Consider the following 20,750-nt stretch of genomic DNA (forward strand, 5'->3'; position numbering starts at 1 on the left):
CCATCATTCTGCCCGCAATTTCCAAAATTATGAATATGTGGCGATCGCTTCCGGTTGCATCCTCACGAAGCGATTCGACATTTTTTAACAGTCTAGCCAAATCGCGTTAGTTTACCTTTGCTGTCCTACGCATCCAGCTTTGTCGAATGCTGCACACAACTGCTGTTGCTTCTTACTATTTGTTTCCATGGTTGCTCACAACCTCAGAATTGAATACACCAACGCCGAATCTGCAAGAGACCCAGCAAGTCGTCGAGCTGGCGACCACGGTCACCATTTTGCTGCTGGTGGCCACTGTTGTTGCCCTGATTTCGCGGCGGTTTCGGTTGCCCTATGTGACCGGGTTGGTGCTGGCGGGATTGGCCATTACCGAGTTCTTGCCTCGGCGGGTGGGACTCGATTCGGCCCTGCTGCTCAACCTGTTGCTGCCCATTCTGCTGTTTCAGGCGGCAATCAATACCGATATTCGCCGATTGCGTAGCACCATCAAGCCCATTGGCTTGCTGGCGGGGCCAGGAGTCATTATTGCATCGGGCATTACGGCCGTAGTGCTGAAACTGCTGCTGGGGCTGGGGTGGATTTCGGCGCTGCTGCTGGGCACCATTCTTGCGATTACCGATACCGTTTCGGTGATTGCTGTATTTAAAGAAGTGACCGTGCCTTCTCGCCTGTCTACGATTGTTGAGGGCGAAAGCTTATTCAACGATGGCGTAGCGCTAGTGCTGTTTAGCCTGCTGGCGCAAGTGCATCTCGCAGGCTCGATCACGGTACTGGGTGGGGCGCAGCAGTTTGTATTGGTCATTGCGGGCGGTAGCTTGCTGGGGTTGGCAATCGGCGCTCTGTGCACTGAGTTGTTTGTAAAACAAGCGGATGATCCCTTTAGCGGCATTTTGCTGACGGTCGCCGTGGCCTTTGGTAGCTACCAGGCGGGACAAGCGTTGCAGGTATCGGGTGTGGTGGCGGTGGTCGTGGCCGGATTGGTGGTGGGCAATCGTGGCCTCAACAATAACGTATCGGCCTCTAGCAAAATCACACTGCTCAACTTTTGGGAATATGCCGATTTTTGCGTCAACACCTTCGTTTTTTTGCTAATTGGGCTAGAGGTGAATCCCCAAATTCTGTGGCGCACGGCTCCGGCAATTTTGCTGGCGATCGTGGCGTATCAGGTGGGGCGCGTGCTGTCGGTATATCCGATGCTGGCGATCGCCAACCGATTCGATATGCCCATTCCCATGCGTTGGCAGCATGTGCTGTTTTTGGGCAATATCAAGGGTTCGCTGTCGATGGTGCTGGCCCTGAGCTTGCCCGCCACCCTACCCGAACGCGGAGACTTAGTAGCGATCGTGTACGGCGCAGTGCTGGTGTCGCTGGTGGGACAGGGGCTCAGTCTGCCCTGGCTCGTCAAGCGGCTCAACATCATGGTGGTCTCGGAATCACGCCAGCAAATTGAGGAACTGCAATCCAAACTCATCGCTGCCAAAGCGGCCCAGGCCGAACTTGCAACCCTACATAACTCTGGCGTACTGCCCAAAGCAGTGTATGAGGAAATGCGAGCCACCTATCAGGTACAAGTGGCCGGAGCCGAAACCCAACTGCGCGACCTGTACAACCGCCGCCCCACCGCACAAACTGCATTTGGTGGCCGAACTGCCAAACTCAACGCCATCCGCCGCCGATTATTATTGGTGGAAAAAGGTGCCCTGAACGATGCCGTTCGCAAGCAAATCATTTCGGCAGAAGTGGTGAGCGATCGCCTCCGTGCCATTGACCAGCAGTTAGTCAATTTTGAGGAAGACTGAGACCATTTGGAATTTGCGATTTTAGATTTTCGATTACGGTAAGAACGACCCCTGCTGGTACGCTACGCTATCCTAACAGCACCCTATGCTGCGTCTTTCCCGACTCCCAACTCCCGACTCCCCCTCTCTCTCCTAACCCCTAACTCCTAACCTCTTCCCCATGCCCCTAGAACTTATCTTCAACATTGCCAACATCTTCGTTCTCCCCTTCTGGGCACTGATGATTCTGCTGCCCAAGTGGAAGGTCACCCGCACGGTCATGGGTTCTATGTTGCCGTTTGTCGCGCTGGCGGGGGCTTACATTTACGGCTTTGCCAGCAGCCTCGATCCCGATACGGCAGAAGCATTTACCAATACCGATTTGGCGACGATCGCCAGCCTATTCTCCAATCCATCCATTGCCGCTACCGGGTGGATTCACTTTTTGGTGATGGATTTATTTGTGGGTCGCTGGATTTATCTAGAGGGGCAGCGAACCGGGGTGTGGACAGTTCATTCCTTGGCGCTGTGCTTGTTTGCTGGGCCAATGGGGCTGCTGTCTCACATCATCACAACCTGGGTTAGTCAGCGCTTTTTCCCTCAGCAAACAGATGAGCAAAACACCGAGGTTTCAGCCACCCCTGCTCAACCAACAGATGCATAAACCGATGGAGGACTTACGCAAGTCCTCCAAGTCTCGTGGGTTTGTGTTGTGGGTGAGGTGCTAAGCATCCCACCCACAACACGAATGCATAAGTCCTAAGATGGATCGATCCCAGAGGCTAAGACGATAATTTTGGCGAATCTTTCGTGAAACGGCTCATTTTCCATCACAATAACTAGAAAGCTGAATGCACACGGACTGACGCAGTTTTATCCGATCAGCCTGGGGTACCACTAGGGGGGATATTCGGCCATCATCCCGGAAAGCTGCACGACATGCGTGAGTTCTGTACTAAAGCATGAATGATGGACATCGTGGGTGTAGCCGCTATGGATGAACAACTCAAAGCGCTCGTCGAAGAGGCCTGTAGCCATCCACCCGGTAGTGCCAAACGGCAGCGATCGCTCACCCAAATTATTCGCCTTGCCACGCCCAAGCTGTGGCGCGAAAGCACTCCCCATTACCAGGATGCGCTGCAACAAACCTGGATCTTTTTCTGCCAAAACATTTGCGAAGCCAAAACGGGCCAGCAATACGATCCTGAGCGGGGCTCAGTCACCACCTGGCTAAATGCGTATTTGCGGCGGCGACTGCAAGACTTTTTTATCGATACCCAAAAGCAGCAAGCCACAACCGTAAGCAGCCAAACGCGCATTTCGCGATCAGGCGAAGCGGGCGAAGTGATTGATCCCATCGACAATTTGCCAGCCAATCCCGATGTGCCACCCATTTTGGAAGGGGTGTTGCGCTGGGCCACCGAAGATACCTCAGAGGAGCTGCGTCAGGTGTTTGTTGAGGGTCATCCCCAGGTCAATTGCCAAACGCTAATTCTGCGACGGCTACCGCCAGAATCGAGCTGGAAAGACCTTTCGGCTGAGTTTGGTTTACCCATTTCCACCCTCAGCAGTTTTTATCAGCGACAATGTTTGCCTCGGTTGCGTAAATTTGGCGAATCGGAGGGATATCTATGAAGGAGGTTTGGCCCTATGGTTTACAACACAGATTTCTCTCTTCCGCTGCCAATTACCCAGTCTGCTCATCACCTTGCCACCCAGTTTGCCCAACGACAATCTACCCCGCATAAAGCAACCCAAGTTCTACATAACACCCTGGCCGTGTGCGTGGTAAATGACTATTTGCACATGATGGGGATCGAGACCGATCTCACCGCGAGCGATAGCTGGAATCCGGTTTTGCAAACCATGGCCGATGTGGCCGATTTGCACATTCCGGGTGTGGGTCGGTTGGAGTGCCGTCCCATGGTGGCGCAGCGCTCTCGTCCCACCATGTGCCCAGTGCCCCCAGAAGTGTGGGGCGATCGCATCGGTTACGTTGTTGTGGAAATTGATGAGGCGACGCGTCAGGCCGAAATTTTGGGATTTGTTCCCACGGTCGAAGACGAGTTTTTGCCGCTCCATCACCTACAAGCGCCCGAAGACTTAATGGATCATTTGGCTAGCCTGCGAGTTCCCGCTGTGGTTCGTCAGGCTGGCGCTGCATTCAATTCTGTCAGCCAGTGGCTTCAGGGCAGCATTGATGCTGGCTGGCAAACGCTGGAGTCGTTGCTGAATCCCCCCCAGGCTGAATATGCCTTTCGTGGAGCGATCGCGCCCTTGCAAGACCAGGTGCCCGGAGTGCGCCAAGCCAAGCTCGTCGAGCTAGACGTGCCGCTAGTGCTGGTGGTAGCCGCCACATCCAATGCGCAAGGCGAGGTGGATATCTTGCTGCAAGTGCATCCCATGAATGGTGTCACGTTACCCGCCGGAGTTGGCTTACAGGTGTTGGATGAGTTGGGGGCGGTGTTTCAGTCGGTTCAGTCGCGCACAGCAGATGACTACATTCAGCTGCAAATTGGTGGCGCACCGGGTGAGGTGTTTCAGGTGCAGGTCTTGCTGGGCGATCGCCAAGTGACTGAATCTTTCGTGATCTAATCCCTTGCCGACCGATACGCTAAACCTGGGATAGACCTCATGATCAAACCTCCGGATGGAAGAAGCGGTTTGGTTTCTTCCTCATAGCCTTTCACCCCTGTGACCAATCGTGAGCAAGTTCGTCGTCCTAAAAATTGGGGAAGGCAGCTTCGACGCTGGGTTTCCGGTGATGCTGCAAATCGCCGAAGAATCGGAAGGTGCCCATGCAAGTTTGGCCCTGCAGCCTTTTGCCGAGATGATGGGCAAACTGCCGCCCGACCCAACGCTGCCTCAACTCTTTGACCATTGGCAATCTAGCTATCGACGGCTGGGAATGCGATCGCGCCTTTCTGCACCAACTGTGCAAGAAACCAACGTATCCCTAACGGGCGATTGCCGTACCGCCGCCCAACACCTGGGCGATCGCCTCAATCAATGGTTGCTCAGCGAAACGTTTCGGCCTTTGCGAGAACTCTGGCTCGAAAAGCTGCACCCCACCGAGACCATTCGAGTGCTGGTGCAAACAAATGATGTGCAGCTCCAGCGCTTGCCGTGGCACCTGTGGGATGTGATGGAGCGCTATCCCCAGGCTGAGTTGGCTCTCAGCACATCTGTTTACGAGCGCATTGTTCAGCCGCCGAGCCAAACCCAGCGCGTGCGGGTTTTGGCCATTTTGGGCAACAGCGAAGGAATCGATACCCAGGCCGATCGCCGCTTGTTGGAAGCGTTGCCCCAGGCCGAAGTGCAGTTTTTGGTCGAGCCACAGCGCCAATCGCTCACCGATCACCTGTGGGAGCAACCATGGGATATTCTCTTTTTTGCCGGCCACAGCACCACCACAGCCGATGGCGACACCGGCCATATTGCCATTAATCCGAGCGATCGCCTAAGTATGAGCGAGCTGCGCTATGGCCTGCGCAAAGCTCTACACCAGGGCCTCAAGCTGGCAATCTTCAACTCTTGCGACGGGTTGGGGCTGGCGCGAGAACTGGCCGATCTCAACATTCCTCAACTGATTGTGATGCGCGAACCTGTGCCCGATCGCGTGGCTCAGGTATTTCTCAACTATTTTTTGACTCGATTTTCGACAGGCGAATCGTTGTACCTATCGGTTCGTGAAGCGCGAGAACGGTTGCAAGCCCTGGAAGATGAGTACCTCTGCGCCACCTGGCTACCCGTCATTTACCAAAATCCTTCGGTCAAGCCGCCGACGTGGTACAGCTTGGCAGGCATTTCTATCCCTGTACCTCAGCCAACTGCCGATGCGGTTGTTTCCCCACCCAAGCGCGATCGCGCTTCCCTATGGAAGGTTGCACTCAGCAGTTTGTTGGCGGCAGGGCTCATGATTGGCGTGCGGGCTGTAGGCGGGTTCCAAGCGGCAGAGCTGGCCACTCTGAACTATTTGATGAAGTTGCGACCGAGCGATCGCCCCGATTATCGGTTTCTGTTAATCACGATTGACGAAGCCGAGCGCCAAACCTACGGAACCGTCCATCAAGGATTCACCCTATCCATTTCCGATGGGTACCTCAAGCAGTTGCTAGATACCTTGCAAGCAGCCCAACCCAGGGTAATCGGGCTGGATTTGTACCGCGACCTGCCCGTAGAACCCGGCCAAACGGCGCTGCTTCAGCATTATCAAAACACCGATCAGTTAATTGGAGTGTGCAAAGCTGCTGATGAGGGGGTGGATAGTATTGCTCCACCACCCACCATGCCAACCAACCGAGTTGGCTTTAGTGACTTTGTGGTGGATCAGGACGGAGTCCTGCGGCGGCAACTCGTATCTATGCGGGTGACTCGGCAGGATCCAAACGCGCCCTGCGTGGTGCCCTATGCTTTTGCGGCACAGGTGGCCTTTCGCTACCTGGCAAACGAGGGCATTCGGCCACAGCTCACCGAGTTAACGGTGAACGCCAAAGCCACCGATGCGATCGCCTTTAACGAGGTGGTATTGCCCCCTGTGCTGTCGTGGATGGGGCCATATCAGCAATTCGACGATCGCGGCTATCAGCTTTTGCTCAACTACCGCAACCATCGCGAGCCATTTAGCCAAGCCTCCCTGACCGATGTACTTACAGGAGCCGTCAATCCCGATGTCATTCGCGACAGAATCGTGCTGATCGGCGTGACAGCCAACAGTTCTAATGACTATTGGCAAACGCCAGTTTCGCACGCGCCCATGCCCGGAGTGGTGGTGCAAGCCCACATGACTAGTCAGCTCATTAGTGCCACGCTCGATCAGCGTCCGCTGCTGTGGATGTGGCCGTTTGGCATAGATGCCCTGTGGATTACGGGTTGGTCGCTGGTGGGCGGCGGCCTGGTATGGTGGCTGGCGGTAGACCATCGGGCCAATGTGCGCTGGCGTGTGGTGGCGATCGCCATAGGTGCCGGTGTTGCCGTATTCGCCTGTGGTGTGTTGTTCCACAAGGGAGGATGGGTTCCCGTACTGCCAACCCTGGCTGGGCTGACTCTTGCAGGCACACTCGTTGCCGTTCACCAAACATTACACACAAGCGTTAAGCCTTGACGGGCTTTGCATTCACCGATTTTATATACTCAATAAGTGGGCTCGATTCATCCATTCTTGCGGAAAGCGTTCACTTGCACTTGAAAACTATAACAGCGATAAATGCAACAACGCTTTGTACTTTTATCACCTCAAGTATGGATTTTTCAAATCTAGGACAATCGCCAGATGACTTAAGATAAGTGGTTTTTTAAGGACTCTTGCGCAGCAGGAGTTCTCAAAAAATACCATCCCCAGTTAGCACATCTAGCGCTTAAATTCAGCGACCAAATGATTGTGTAGCACTTTAGCCCGGTTATCTGACTCATTGATTTTGCTCTGTTGATTGTGATTCGTTCACGATGACTCACACATGGTGAATGGATTTGCCAACCCTTACGCCCCCATAAGGAAGTAGCCATGAAAATACAACGATCGGTTCAGGTCGCGATCGCAGTCATGATATCGGTCATGGCTGCAACCTCTGCCAGAGCAGAGGTCTTTTACCCGGCACCTCCCAACCGAGGAGCCCCCGAAGTGCGCGGCGGTGGTGCTAGCCGCTATCGCGAACCATGCCACGTCAGCGACCAGATCGGCATGACGTGGCCATATATCAACCGATTGATTCAATTAATTTTTCACACGTTTCACACCGTTTTAAGTGCCTCAACACCACTAAAGACATACCCTAAAACCCTGTGCCGCCCACACATCGGGCGGCACAGGGTTTTAGGATTTTAGATTTAGTGATGGCTGGTTACTTATCGTAAATTCCTGAGCATATTGCGGAAATGTTGTTCGAAACGCTGAAAGATCAATAGCAGCCTTGTGGATGATAAGATCTTGCCGTCATGATCTCGGTAGGTCTAGTAAGCCGCACTCATGTGAGATCAAAAGTAGCGCTACTCTATCCATGGTTAACCGCATTTGCGAACCTTAAACCCCCGAGGAAATAGCCATGAAATTTCAGAAGTCCTTCCCTGTTGCGATCGCCGTTTCATTGTCCCTGGTTGCCACCCCTGGCATGGCCCAAAGGTATAGCCCACCCAATGAACCTCCAATTGTTGCAGGAGGGTCTCCAACGGGCCGAAGCGGCGGCGGCGCCAGCCGTGGCACCTGCCCACTCGTTGATACGGACTTAACCGCACTGGTACCGTCGGGTCAGCATGCCACCCCAACCGCGAGTTCTGCCAATATTGTGTGGGCACGCTCAACCCAATCCCATCCCACCCTGTGGTTTTATTCGCCCTACACGCTGTCGAGCGACATGCCAGCAGAGCTGGTTTTAATCGATAAACATAACAACATCATCTATCAAACGATGATGGATCACAGCGCCGCTCCTGGCATTTTGGAAGTGCCAATTCCAGCATCGGTGCCACCATTACAGCTCAATCAGGGATACGAGTGGATCTTTTCAGTCTATTGCGGCCCCGAAAATCCTGTGGTGGCTTCGGGCTGGATTGAAGGCAGCGTCTTAAACCCAGAGCTGAGTGCCCAAATTGCGGAGGCTCTATCGCCCGTGGCCAAGGCAACTCTGTATGCAGAGAACGGGTATTGGCACGATGCATTGGCCGAACTCGCAGCAGCTCGTCGCGCAAATCCAACCAACGAGGCGATCGCCACTGCCTGGAGAAATCTGCTGCAATCGGTTGGGCTCGATAACCTATCCACAGCCCAAATTTTGCAGCTATCCAGCACCAGCACCACCGCTCACCAATCTCAGTAAGCTTGGATGTTGATCACGTCAGTTTCGGTTAAGGGCCTTTCTGAGGTTTTCGCGGCGCGAAAACCTCAGAAAGGCCCATTTTTGCGTGCGCGTTGCGCACGCAAAAATGGGCACTTCAGCTAATCCATAACCCACGTTTGAGGCAGTCAGGCCAACGCAACTTCAATGCCATGAAAAACCAGATCTTAAAACCCTGTGCCACCCGCAGTGTGGGCGGCACAGGGTTTTAGGTTTTTTAATATTTAAGATGGCTGCTTACTGATTCGCACTCACCATCACGCTCACTATTGATGAATGTGAGCCGCTTTCAGCATGTGATAGGTAATCAATAACTGAGTAATCGCCAACGGGTAACTTTGCAGCGTTTCTCCGGTGGTACCCACCACCTTGCCAATCGACGTATTACCCTCCAGGCTGCAAAACTTGCCTAAGTACGGCACCTCATTGCACAACATTCGCTCCAGTTCCAACACCTGATCGGCTGTGGCATGTCCATCAATTTCCAAGACATCCACGGGTTTGCCCATGTCGCGGTCGAGTTCCAACCGCACTGCCGAGCCCAAGTGTCCATCGGTTTTATCTCCCAGCAATGCACTGAACTCAGGATGGGGAATCGTAGGCCGAAGCACCAGGCTGACATTCAGCAGCAAATCATCGTGCTCGGAGCCGTTATTCGCTGGGTAGAATGTGACCACCACATCGGCCCATTGGCGCTGCGGTCGAATAAACTTTTCGGAATCGGATTCGCGCTGGCGGAGTTGCTCAATCACCTGTTCTTCGGTGTAGCCTCGCTTGCGCGTATCGCGTTTAATTTTCCAGGTGCTGCGCAGGTCTTCGGGGGGTGCAAGGTAAACCTTCACATCGTAGCTATCGCGCATGCCCCGAGTTGAGTACCCCAACAATCCTTCGACAATGACAAACTTACTGGGATGAATGTATTCCGGCGGGTCAAACGTACCAGAGTGGTGATTGTAAATGGGTTTGAGAATCGGTTGGCCAGTGCGTAACAACGACAAATGTTGCTGAATAATGTCGAGGTAGTTGCAATCGGGATGGAGGGCTGAAATTTTCTTTTCGGCACGCTGCTGGCGATCGTACCGATGATAGTCGTCGGTGCAAATAATGGTTACATCGTCCTCGCCCAACACCTGAGCAATACCACGGGTCAGGGTGGTTTTTCCAGCGGCGCTGTCGCCAACAATGCCGAGAATGATGGGGCGATGGGTCATGGAGCCTCCTAAGCCAATGAGCACGGTAACAAATGGATAACCTGCATCATTACAGGTCTATGGGTTGCAATGTAACATTTCAGCGAGCCGAGCTTGGTTTCTGCAATGTTTAGCAATGAAGCAAAAAAGGGGGCACCAAACCAACCACATACCAACCTGCATGTGATGACGATGCACCCTTCAATCAAGGTGATGAATATCTAGATGAACATCTGTGAACACAGCCTATGCCGACAACCCTATGGGAGCGATCGCCGACCAAATTTGAACCCAACTTAAGTTGCCTTTTTGCGACCGCGAGTACTGACAGGAGCAGCGCTTGCTTTGCGGGTACGAGAGGTCGTGCGGGGCTCTTTGGTAGCCGTTTTAGCAGGCGTTACAGCCGTGGTAGCCGCTTTGGGGCGAGGTCCTCGCTTTTTCGGAGTGGGGGTGGGTTCACTGGCAGCAGTTTCTGGAGCAGGCGCGATCGCCGATCCATTGGTACTGGCCTTGGTCTCAGCAGTTGATTGCCGAGTGCGTTTTGTCTTGGAGAGTTTGGTGCCAGCTGGAGCTGTGCGACGGGTGGCGGCCAAGTATCGCTTGAGTGACGACACGCTAATTCGAATGCCTTTGTCTGCAAGCATGTCTGCAACTTCGTCATGCGAGTAGCCCCGATCCAAAGCAACATGAATGGGCTCTCGCAGCATGTCAATGGCTTCTCGCAACGACCATTGATCCTTTGGTTTGTCGGGCAACTGTTCTAGCAAAGATGTGGCCTGGTGAATGGCAGACTTTCCCACCAGAACCGAACCGGGCAGCCGTTTTTTGGTTGATGTTGGAGGCATAGGACGTGTAGGATCACCTAAACAAAATGACTGAATCTTGATCAGGCTGACCTCAAGAGAAGTTGAGGCCACTGAGAATAATTAAGTGTATCGAACATGAACAAAAATGAATCAAGATTTGAAGAAAAATTGAAGAACTCGTGAATACAGATGAGATGAAATGCAGAGTGCCAATCGTGACGAACCAGACAACCGATTCTACTGACCCAACTTGGGCCTGATACGCAGATCAGGCATGGAAAACTCGTGATTCATCAACGCAGTGTGCGATCGCGCTTCAAGCGCATTCATTAAAATCGTGAGTGACGAATCGTGATTGGTGATGAGTAATAGAACCAAGATTACCGAAGCGTGCAGGTATAGCCCAGCTTGAGCACAACTGCTTTGGGCTTCTTTTTAGCGCGAGAACTAGTTTGTGACTGTTTCGTAGAAGACTTGACCTCTTTTTTGTGGCTTTTGGTTTTGGATTGCGCACCAGATTTGGGAGTAGGCTGAGTCGGCAGCGATTGTTGAGCCTCCAAACTCGATGCAGAATCCCGATCGACCTCCTCAATATCAAGATCATCCAATAGGAAGGAAATGACCTGATCAACATGGCGCTGCTTAGAAGCGCGAGTATGCGATGGAGCAAACAAAGCAGATTTTAGGATGTGAGCCGCTTCCGATGATGTAGAGAGAGTGCGTTTGGAAACTCGGGCTTTACGCACTTTGGGAGCCTTAGCGATCGCTTTGAGATAGTACTGAAGTGATGTTGCCGTTATGGAAATGCCAGCCTGTTCCAAAATTTCGGCAATATCGGCACGAGTATAGCCACGCTGCATCGCCGCCAAAATAGCCGGCTGCAACTGGGCGATCGCATCTCGCATGGACACCGCATCCGACATTTTTTCCGGTGGCGAAAGGAATTGCTGATTCACAGTTCGAATGATGGGAGGACGAATAACCGCCGAAATAGATTGGGGTTTGGATTTAGCCATGCTTCAACGAATGAATTCGTGGATCAACGTATCACGGAGCTTGGCAGTGACAACCCAAGTTACTATCCCAAGATACGCTTGGCGTTCCTTCTGGCAACGGAGCTTTGGATGCTTGAATTTTAAGAATACCTCTGTCACCAAAGAAATTGCGTATCGCGACAGAATTAATTTGCAAAACTATACGTTTCATCCTCCTCTGATATTCGTGAATGTTTGAGCAGAACGTGAAGCCAAAAATGGACATTTTGAGTCATCCTCAAAATCATGATCTCAGCACCATGACCCAATTTTGAACGGCAGCTCAATGCACACTGCACTCGACTAATTAGCCAAGCGATGCTGACCATACAAAAAGCCATCAAAACCCAGGGTCAAGACAGGCAATCAAGCAAATTCGCAGAACCAAATTCACTACAGCGAACAATTAATTCATGATGGCGAGGGTGCGGTGGCCGTAAACCAGGTGTGATGGCATTACTTACGATAGTATGCAGGGAAAGTCCAACAGCAATGCCTATCCCCAGCAGATAAAAACCATCCAAAAAAATGGACAGGAGAGATAACACGCAGATGGAGAAACAAACGTCGTCATCTCCGCATCTGATGGATACATCTCTGCATTCTTGTATACATCTGTCTGCAAGAAAGATGAGCCCGAGCCCTAATCCTCTACTATCTTGCTGATAGAGGTGTTTGGCTGATATCCCACATTCAATTGGTGCAAATGGGAATAGAGTCGTGGTTGGTTGGGATACTGACCGTTTATGTTGCATGGAATTTGGGTGCCAACGATATTGCCAATTCGATGGGAACGTCAGTTGGTTCGAAGGCGCTATCGCTGCGGCAGGCATTGGCGATCGCAGCGGTTCTTGAATTTTTAGGCGCGGTACTGTTGGGGTCGCGGGTAGCCTCTACTCTGGCAACCGATGTCGTAGATCCAATGCGTTTTGCCCACGATCCGGGAGTGTATGCATTGGGCATGGTGTCTGCGTTGGTAGCCTGTGGCCTGTGGGTGCAGGTTGCCACCTGGCTAGCTTTGCCCGTATCCACCTCTCATGCCATTGTGGGGGCGATCGCGGGTTTTGCTTGGCTGGCGGTTGATCGCACTGCTATTCAGTGGTCAACGATTGGTCTCATTTCCTTCGTGTGGATCATAACCCCTGTGTTCAGCGGTGCATTCGCGGCGGCGTTCTACAGTGTGATCCGCCGATGGGTGTTGCATCGTCCTCAACCTATCGTTGCGTTGTACGAGTGGATTCCCTGGCTGAGTGTCGGGCTCATTTCTGTCTTTGGTGGGTTGGTATTGCCTGCGGTGATTCAGCAAGGGGCGAATTTTGCCGAATGGTTGAGTCATCCCCTGGTGCCCTGGAGCGTCGGTGCGATCGCGACTGTGGGATTATCTTTTGCTGCTTTTCGGCACATTCAAACCCCAGAAGCCGTATTTGCCAAATTTCAAATTGTGAGTGCGTGCTTTGTCGCATTTGCCCATGGGTCGAACGATATTGGCAATGCGATCGCCCCCTTGGCCGTGTTGCAGCTCATTCGCACCACACAACACATTCCCACCGATGCGATTGCCATTCCCATTGGGGTGCTGTTGCTGGGGGCAGTGGGCATGGTCGCTGGGTTAGCGGTATTGGGCAAACGCGTGATTCAAACGGTTGGCGAAGGCATTGCGTCACTACAGCCCAGCCAGGGATTTTGTGCAGAGTTGGCAACGGCTACCACGGTATTACTGGCCAGTCTTGCAGGACTTCCAGTTTCCACGTCTCACGCGTTGGTCGGCGCGGTGGTGGGCACCAGTTTGTTGCCGCGATCGTCCACCACCACAGCAATCGATGCTGAGTCGCCGCCTTTAAACCGTCGCAAAACCCTGATAAAAATTGGCCTCGCCTGGTTCGCCACGGTGCCCATTTCTGCACTTTTGTCTGCCCTAGTTTTTGCTGGCCTACACCGCATCTTGCCTAGGTAGACTCAACCAAAACCACAGCCCAAGTCCAAATTGGTTATGGGGAGCCCCGTTGCAGATAACGAGCCACTCATTTATAGCTCTTCAATACCCCGATCGAGCCACCACAGCGGTTCGGTCGGTTCTTGGCGGGTATATTCGCTAGGAGGTCGATCAGAACTCCACGCCCACCACGCCGTACCGCACTGGCATTGATAAAACTCTTGCCACTTGCGCTGATGACTTTCGGTAAACACGGGCGATCGCCGATTAATCCAAACATGATAAGCCTCAGTCGATGCAGCCCGACATTGGGGACAACAAAATTCCAGCGCATGAGCCGCTGCACTTGTCCACTCTGGTGGAATTGGAGCAAACGCATCCATGGAGTACTGTCCAACCGACACATCGTTACCCCCTATCCTACTCCCTGTTGACGGAATTAGCGGGAAGATCTAAGGGCGATCGCCCAGCTCGCCCCATCGCGTTGGTCCCTGACGTTGGCTCATCTTTGGTCGAGTCTTTGGCAATTCTTGTAGCTCTAGGGCTGCCATTTGGCCATTAGCTCATGTTTTCAGCGGTCTTCATCGGTCACATTTGCGCCAGCCAACACCCAAGCTGACCCAAATTTCTCAAATCCCATCGCAACTCAACAACGTCATACAAATTAAATTTCCCCATTTCGTTGTTCTATTCCTAAAGTTTTAGGCTACTGTTTGAGTCGATAGATCGAAATTCGGCGGATTACGTCGCATTCGTGGAGGCGTTGCGCATGAGCTTTCTCAACATCATGTCCTTTTTGGGCATCATTGGCCTGTGCCTGGTGGCCTGGGCATTTTCCGAAAATCGCAATCCCAAGTATTTTCCCTGGCGGGTTGTGATTGCTGGCGTTGTGCTCCAGCTCATTTTGGGATTATTAGTCTTTCGCTTTCCCCCAACACGCGCATTCATTCAATGGTTTGGCAATTTGTTGAATGTCGTGTTTGATGCGGCAGACTTTGGCGCTCGGTTTGTGTTTGGTCGCAACCTGGTGCCCGTGGTGGGTCAAGAACCTTTGGTGTTGGCGCCCTTGGGTGGGGCGGCTTGTGTACCCGCACAACCCGGCGAAGTGCTACCTGGCCTGTGTGCACTCCAGTTGGGCTATGTGTTTGCATTTCGCGCCTTGCCAGCGGTTATCTTCTTCTCAGGGTTGGTGGCGCTGCTGTACAACCTGGGTGTGATGCAGGCCGTTACCAACTTCTTTGCCAAAATTTTCTATGGAACAATGCGCCTGAGCGGAGCCGAATCGCTGAGCGGAGCCGCCAATATCTTTGTGGGCATTGAAGCCGCGATCGCCGTCAAACCATTTCTTCCCCGCATGACCCGCAGCGAGCTGTTGGCAATTTTGGCCTGCTGCTTTGGTACCGCTGCCTCCTCCACCTTGGCTATTTACACCAGCTTCCTCAAAGATGTGTTCCCCAACATCTTGAGCCACCTGGTATCGGCTTCTATCATGGCGATTCCCGCCTGCTTCGTCATTGCCAAAATTTTGATTCCCGAAACAGGAGTGCCCGTCACTGCAAAGGGCATTCCCGTAGAAAAGAAACTCGATAGCCCCAATGAGCTGCTGGCCGAAGAAGCCCACGACCTACACGATCGCGATGCCCATACCCATACCCCCGTCGAAACCGTTGCAGGAGAACCGATTCAGCGGGTTAGCCCCATGGATGCGGCAATCGTCGGTGCCTTGGATGGGGTCAAAATGGCCGTCTCCATTGCCGCCGTGCTGATCTTGATTTTGGGATTGGTCTATCTCATCAACCAATTGTTCGCAGCCGCGACCCTACTCCCCTTTGGTATTGGCGAAGTTTTCAAAGTCGTCACGCTCCAAAACATTTTGGGAGCACTGTTCTTGCCGCTAACCGTCCTCACCGGTGTATCGCTGGAATGGGATGAACTATGGCGCTCCTCGGTGCTCATTGGCCGACGCCTGTTTGAAACAGCGATTCCACCTTATCAGGGCTTGGGCGCTGCTGCTGCTGCTGGCGAATTGAGTAATCGGGCCATGGTCATCGTGAGCTACGCCCTGTCAGGATTTGCCCACTTGGCCTCGGTTGGCATTTTTGTGGGGGGTGTGAGTGCGCTCATTCCCTCTCGTCGGCGCGATGTTTCGGAACTGGGCTGGAAGGCCCTGTTTGTTGGCACCCTTGCCACCATGATGATTGCGGCAGTGGCTGGCGTGTTCTACCTCGAAGGAGACCAAAGCATTTTGGGGACACCGGATGCAGCTACTCCTCCCGCTCAGGTCGCTCCATCGCCTGCTGCACCTGCGCCTGCCGCGCCTGCACCTGCATCTCCCGATCCGGTAGTTCCCTCTCCCGATGCGGTGCTACCAACACCTGCACCCGAAGTTGTGCCGCCCAGCCCAGAAGAAGTGCCACCCGTAGGCACCACTCCCGAAAATACAACTCCCGCCGAGCTTGGTCAGGAGGCCTCCCCCAGCCCTTTTGGCGAGGCTCCACCCGAAGCGCCTCCTAGTCCTTAACATTCTGGCTCTTGAAGAGCCTAGCCCTCCGTAGCAGGGTTTGCATGGCGAAGAGTTTGTGCGCTAAGTTTCAGCGAGTGATACAGTCTACACCTGATTTTTTGGGAACCTTTGCCATGCAAAGGTTCCCAAAAAATTATCCAGCAGCGTTTTGAACGCTATGTTGACGGTTTTCGTGGGTATCGCGATGAGTGATGTAACTGCGATTTTGGCAGCGAATGCAGCCTTTTATCGAGCCTTTGAAAAGCGCGATATCGGGGCGATGGACAGCGTATGGTCACAGGGAACAGCCAGTGTGTGCGTGCATCCAGGACGCGGCATCCTGATGGGATGGGATGATATCCGTGAATCTTGGGAGCTCATTTTTCGCAATACGAACTACTTGGAAGTAGATATCCAAGTTAAAAGCACCGAGACCTCGGGGAATTTGGCCTATGTGATTGTGGTGGAGTCTGTGATGCAAGTGGTTCGAGGCCGCCGGATGGAAGCCAAATCGATCGCCACCAATGTGTTTGAGCGCATGGGAACTGGATGGTTTTTGATTCACCATCATGGAAGTCCGTTGATGCAGTAGGGAATGGGGGAGTTGGGAATCGGGACTCGGGTGGGGCTAAAAGCCCAAATCGGCTTTGGCGGCTTGAGCCGCGAGTAGGACTTCGTCATCGGGGGTATGGCTCCAGTCGCGATCGCCAATTTCGGCATAGAACTGAGCATTGTAAGGGCGAGTACGCACCACCACGGGCATGGGCACCGCATGGCCCAACACCAGTGCTTGCTGCTTCGAGTCCAACTTAGCGAGTACCGAGCGCAACGCTTGCCCACCCGATACCCCTGTAAAGATTGCCTCAATATCCTTTTCATCGTTGAGCAAAGCCGTAATGCGGGTTCCCACCTGCGACATCACTTCGTTGTCAATTCCCGAGGGGCGCTGATCCACCACCAGCAGCGTGACAAAGTACTTGCGCATCTCCCGTGCGATCGTCCCAAAGATCGTTTGGCGTACGGTAGCCGAATCTAGAAACCGATGGGCTTCTTCAATCGTAATCACCAACGGATGAGGGCGATCGCTTGGATTTTTGCTTTGTAAAAATCGCTCAGCTTTGTGCACATAGCTGGCATGAATGCGCCTTGCGATAATATTAGTCGCCAGCATATACGACAGCATGTTGGACTGAGAGCCAAACTCCACCACCACATGCTGACCAGCTTCTAGCGCCTCCAAAACCTGATTCACATAGTTGTGGGGGCACGTTTGCCGCAAATACTTGAGATCATCCAGCCGAGTCAGCTTGCGTTGCAGCGCCATGATGGAAGACTTGCTGCCCATCTTCACTTCGCAAAATTCCTGAATTTCCTCATTGGTCATTGCCATCAGTCGGCTAATCCAATGCTTGCCAAACTCATTGCGCAAAATGATGGCATTTTCCAAACTCGCTTCGGAAAGGTTGAGTTCGCCCCGCACCAGCATGAGATCCTCAACCTCGATCTGGTCGTAGCTAATGAATAAATCTTGCGCATCTCGCACACCGCGCCGCTGAGTAGAAGCTGGGTCTAGCGTAAAAATTTGCACCTGCCCCGGAAACAGTTGCCGCAGCCCCTTAACCGTGCTGAACTGCTTGCCTTCACAGGTCGCCTCCCAGCCATATTCTGAGTGCATATCAAAGATGAGATTAACGGCAGCGCGCTTGCGAATAATGCCCGACAGCAGCAGCCGCGTCAAAAACGATTTGCCGGTGCCCGATTTGCCAAAGACGCCATTGCTGCGCTCCACAAATCGATCTAAGTCAATACAAATGGGCACATCCATGTCGATGGGTTGACCAATGGAAAAATTGCGCCGATGGGGGTCATCCTCCCAGCCAAACACCGCTCGAAAGTCGTGTTCGCTTGCGTCGTAGGCTTGGCTAAAGTGACTGGGAATGGTTTTGACAGGCAACAGCTCGACAGCATTCGTATTGGCGACGGGCTGGTTTTTTCCTTTAGTTTTGGCCGATTTTCGATTCTCAGCAGCATCTTCAGTTGGCGTAAACATCAGCATGGGCGATAGGCTGATGGTGCCATAGGTGCCGCTGCCAGCTAGCACATCTTGCAAGAAGGTGTTGCTTGGATCGGGTGGATTCGCCAAAATGCGTGGGCTGGCGGTTCCCAGCACCACATCCGTCAACATACAAAAGAAGCGCGATCGCCGTCCTTGTACCACCAAAAACTTTCCCACCCGCATATCTTCAACCAGCACATTTGGGTGAAGGCGAACCTCCAAGCCCTGGCTTAAGGAACCCTGAATCACAGAACCGAGCGGTGTTTCTGACTGCATAATGGAGGCCACAAAAGTGGATTTTTTGGCTATTCAAGACAAGAGCTTATAAATTATTAAATAATACATCTGTTCGAAAATACAAACGTTCTTTCTGCTCAGTTTTGCTCAAAATATTTCGCGATCGCGAAATATTTAGGTATTTCGACTTGCCAATCATTTGCTGTTACGAACCCATATCGGTCAAATCAGTCAAACGTTGGTTGTGTTTCGCCTGTCTAGAACATCTCCCAAAACCGCGCAATCAACAGTAGTAGGTTTTCCACAATTTGGAAATTCAAGCTGCTAGCCACACTCAAAATTTCGATACTGAAGACCGTTGCTTTAATACACGATTGTCTGTTCTAGATCAGTCAAAGCACGCATTTTTACCCACTCCAAAAATGTTTTTTTGCGGGATACCCAACGCGTACCCGTCAGAAAAAAACTCACCAAAACTAACATTTCATTAATTTGCCAAGAGCTTTTTTCTGAAAGAAGCGAGCGAGCAGAGAAAGCAAGCGCTACCGCAACCAGTTTTTTGATTGAGATTGGCCCACGACTGGTGTGACTCGTGTGAATAGAGAGATGATTTTTGGGGTCATCATTGGGTCACCCATAGGCATTCATTTTGAGGAATAGCTGAAGCCACAAACTGTGACCCAAATGGCTTCTTAGCCTGACGATTTCGTGGCATTTGGTGTGGGCCAGAGAATTTCTTACGCTTGTGCTTTGTTGGGGCTGTGATTTGGGGAACGCTAAGTCTAGTACAGACGTCGTGCCTTGCTCAGGTCTGAGTAGGATATTCTCGTGCGTTTGGGGGATGTGTTTTGAGAAAATGTGAGATACGTTGAGAATTTATCCGATATCACCCTGATAAATTTCTTTTTTGAAATGTATGACGTTTGAAGTTTATAAGGTTTGAATTTTTAATTTATTGCGATCGCACTGACAATTCTAAAACCGGGTGAGATGGAGCATGAGTCACCTAGCTGGCGAATTAATATGGATGTTAATGGGGCATCGTAAACGGGTCAGTAAGTCATCTGTGAGCTTGGGGTTTGCGTGTGTGATTAAGTCGATTCAAACCTTGGTTCTCATCGACTTAGCCTAACCTGTTGCGCAGTCCTTTCTAGTTGTCCCAGATTGATCCAATTTCATTACAAGTTTTATTTGAATTTGGTTTAAGTTCGGTTTTCAATTCCTGATAATGGTGATTCCGCTTGAAGTTTGTGATTCTGCTGTTGTTAAACCAGCAGCACCTAGCTCTTGTGAACAATGCCTCGGGAGTAACACGATTCACCAATGTTTGCCTTAATGCCTCATGGCTCCTGTTTTCTGTGGAATCCTTCACTCACGTCGCTGCATGTTGTAGCCGATGGGCTAATTGCGATCGCATACCTTTCGATTCCGGTGCTGCTGTTTCGCTACCGCGACCGGGCTGCGGTGCAGGCTCGTCCCTTACTCATCCTCTTTGCAGCATTTATTCTTAGCTGCGGGTTCGGCCATTTGTTGCAAGTTTGGAATATTTGGCATTCCAATTATTGGCTAGAAGGATCTGAAAAATTGGTGACGGCATCGGTGAGCTGTGTCACGGCTGTGTTGCTGAGCCAAAAAATGCCGCAATTATTAGAAACGCAAAAAGCTCTAGAAGTCTCGCGAGAGTTGGCAAAAACGGACCCCCTCACCGGGCTGAACAACCGCCGCGCCTTGAATGAGGCGATCGCTAATGGGTTGCACTTAGTGCAAACTCACGACATTCCCCATACCTTGGTGCTGTTAGACTTGGACGACTTTAAGGCCGTGAATGACACCTTTGGCCATGCCTTAGGCGATCATGTGCTGGTCGAAGTTGGACAGCAATTGCTGCATAATGTGCGAGCGCTCGATACAGTTGCCCGTATGGGTGGCGACGAATTTGCCGTATTTTTGCCAGGATGCGCTCTCTCCGAGGCCTTGGCCATTACCCACAAACTTAAAGAAGCGATCGCCAACATTCATATTTGTCATCCCGAAAAGGCACTCTATATTCCCAACATTCACGTCAGCATTGGGGTCACCAGCGCCGAACACAACATGACCGCCGAAGCTCTATACACCACCGCAGACAAAGCCTTGTACCATTCCAAAAAGTCTGGCAAAGATCAAATCGCCTGGATTGAAGAGGGAAGCTGCTTCCTTTCCCCCACCTAGTCATCCGCCAAGGTTTGACAGCGCGATCGCTGGCTGATCTCCCCAAATTTACACGTATCCATCCTGCCCTGCTCAAGTCTGCATCCTTAAAGAAATGGACTTACGCAAATCCACTAAATCTGGTGTGTTTATGTTGTGGGTGGAGCGCTTCGCACCCCACCCACAACATAAA

16 protein-coding genes are annotated in these 20,750 nt (G+C 52.1%); 11 read left to right on the forward strand and 5 right to left on the reverse strand.

Annotated elements, in window-relative coordinates:
* The first annotated feature begins 146 nt into the window (after positions 1 to 146).
* From ACQ4M4_RS06170 to ACQ4M4_RS06200, 7 genes are all read left to right on the forward strand, one after another.
* Entirely contained in the window at positions 147 to 1,799 is a 1,653-nt protein-coding gene (locus ACQ4M4_RS06170; protein WP_430683599.1) for a cation:proton antiporter, read from the forward strand.
* Positions 1,800 to 1,959: 160 nt separating this feature from the next.
* Entirely contained in the window at positions 1,960 to 2,442 is a 483-nt protein-coding gene (locus tag ACQ4M4_RS06175) for an ABA4-like family protein (protein ID WP_430683600.1), read from the forward strand.
* A 302-nt stretch (positions 2,443 to 2,744) separates the two neighbouring features.
* Positions 2,745 to 3,413 (forward strand): sigma-70 family RNA polymerase sigma factor, encoded by a 669-nt coding sequence (locus ACQ4M4_RS06180; RefSeq protein ID WP_430683601.1) that lies wholly within the window; start codon positions 2,745 to 2,747, stop codon positions 3,411 to 3,413.
* Between the two features lie 15 nt (positions 3,414 to 3,428).
* Positions 3,429 to 4,373 (forward strand): DUF1822 family protein, encoded by a 945-nt coding sequence (locus tag ACQ4M4_RS06185; RefSeq protein ID WP_430683602.1) that lies wholly within the window; start codon positions 3,429 to 3,431, stop codon positions 4,371 to 4,373.
* Positions 4,374 to 4,482: 109 nt separating this feature from the next.
* Positions 4,483 to 6,882, forward strand: coding sequence for a CHASE2 domain-containing protein (locus ACQ4M4_RS06190; RefSeq protein ID WP_430683603.1), 2,400 nt, complete (start codon positions 4,483 to 4,485; stop codon positions 6,880 to 6,882).
* Positions 6,883 to 7,281: 399 nt separating this feature from the next.
* On the forward strand, positions 7,282 to 7,602 hold the full coding sequence (locus tag ACQ4M4_RS06195) for a hypothetical protein (RefSeq protein WP_430683604.1): 321 nt from the start codon (positions 7,282 to 7,284) through the stop codon (positions 7,600 to 7,602).
* 217 nt (positions 7,603 to 7,819) lie between these two features.
* Positions 7,820 to 8,590, forward strand: a complete 771-nt coding sequence (locus tag ACQ4M4_RS06200) for a DUF928 domain-containing protein (protein WP_430683605.1) — start codon at positions 7,820 to 7,822, stop codon at positions 8,588 to 8,590.
* Positions 8,591 to 8,874: 284 nt separating this feature from the next.
* Here the strand turns inward: ACQ4M4_RS06200 and ACQ4M4_RS06205 are convergent, their stop codons facing one another.
* The 3 genes from ACQ4M4_RS06205 to ACQ4M4_RS06215 all read right to left on the reverse strand — a co-directional run bounded on the left by ACQ4M4_RS06205 (position 8,875) and on the right by ACQ4M4_RS06215 (position 11,620).
* Complete coding sequence (locus ACQ4M4_RS06205) at positions 8,875 to 9,819, reverse strand: phosphoribulokinase (protein ID WP_430683606.1); 945 nt, start codon at positions 9,817 to 9,819, stop codon at positions 8,875 to 8,877.
* Positions 9,820 to 10,094: 275 nt separating this feature from the next.
* The gene (locus ACQ4M4_RS06210; RefSeq protein ID WP_430683607.1) at positions 10,095 to 10,643 is read right to left on the reverse strand and encodes a hypothetical protein; all 549 of its coding nucleotides are present in this window, start codon (positions 10,641 to 10,643) and stop codon (positions 10,095 to 10,097) included.
* A 341-nt stretch (positions 10,644 to 10,984) separates the two neighbouring features.
* The gene (locus ACQ4M4_RS06215; protein ID WP_430683608.1) at positions 10,985 to 11,620 is read right to left on the reverse strand and encodes a hypothetical protein; all 636 of its coding nucleotides are present in this window, start codon (positions 11,618 to 11,620) and stop codon (positions 10,985 to 10,987) included.
* A gap of 724 nt (positions 11,621 to 12,344) precedes the next feature.
* Here ACQ4M4_RS06215 and ACQ4M4_RS06220 point away from each other — a divergent pair.
* Positions 12,345 to 13,592 (forward strand): inorganic phosphate transporter, encoded by a 1,248-nt coding sequence (locus ACQ4M4_RS06220; protein WP_430683609.1) that lies wholly within the window; start codon positions 12,345 to 12,347, stop codon positions 13,590 to 13,592.
* 71 nt (positions 13,593 to 13,663) lie between these two features.
* Here ACQ4M4_RS06220 and ACQ4M4_RS06225 read toward each other — a convergent pair whose 3' ends face one another.
* Positions 13,664 to 13,954, reverse strand: a complete 291-nt coding sequence (locus tag ACQ4M4_RS06225; protein ID WP_430683610.1) for a hypothetical protein — start codon at positions 13,952 to 13,954, stop codon at positions 13,664 to 13,666.
* Between the two features lie 386 nt (positions 13,955 to 14,340).
* On the opposite strand from ACQ4M4_RS06225, the gene ACQ4M4_RS06230 reads away from it, so the two are divergent.
* Complete coding sequence (locus ACQ4M4_RS06230) at positions 14,341 to 16,092, forward strand: NupC/NupG family nucleoside CNT transporter (RefSeq protein ID WP_430683611.1); 1,752 nt, start codon at positions 14,341 to 14,343, stop codon at positions 16,090 to 16,092.
* A 187-nt stretch (positions 16,093 to 16,279) separates the two neighbouring features.
* On the forward strand, positions 16,280 to 16,666 hold the full coding sequence (locus tag ACQ4M4_RS06235; RefSeq protein ID WP_430683612.1) for a nuclear transport factor 2 family protein: 387 nt from the start codon (positions 16,280 to 16,282) through the stop codon (positions 16,664 to 16,666).
* 36 nt (positions 16,667 to 16,702) lie between these two features.
* Here ACQ4M4_RS06235 and ACQ4M4_RS06240 read toward each other — a convergent pair whose 3' ends face one another.
* Complete coding sequence (locus ACQ4M4_RS06240) at positions 16,703 to 18,406, reverse strand: helicase HerA domain-containing protein (protein WP_430683613.1); 1,704 nt, start codon at positions 18,404 to 18,406, stop codon at positions 16,703 to 16,705.
* A 1,284-nt stretch (positions 18,407 to 19,690) separates the two neighbouring features.
* On the opposite strand from ACQ4M4_RS06240, the gene ACQ4M4_RS06245 reads away from it, so the two are divergent.
* On the forward strand, positions 19,691 to 20,578 hold the full coding sequence (locus ACQ4M4_RS06245; RefSeq protein ID WP_430683614.1) for a GGDEF domain-containing protein: 888 nt from the start codon (positions 19,691 to 19,693) through the stop codon (positions 20,576 to 20,578).
* Positions 20,579 to 20,750: the final 172 nt, after the last annotated feature.

The organism is Leptolyngbya sp. AN02str, assembly GCF_050565595.1.
Lineage (GTDB): Bacteria > Cyanobacteriota > Cyanobacteriia > Elainellales > Elainellaceae > Kaiparowitsia.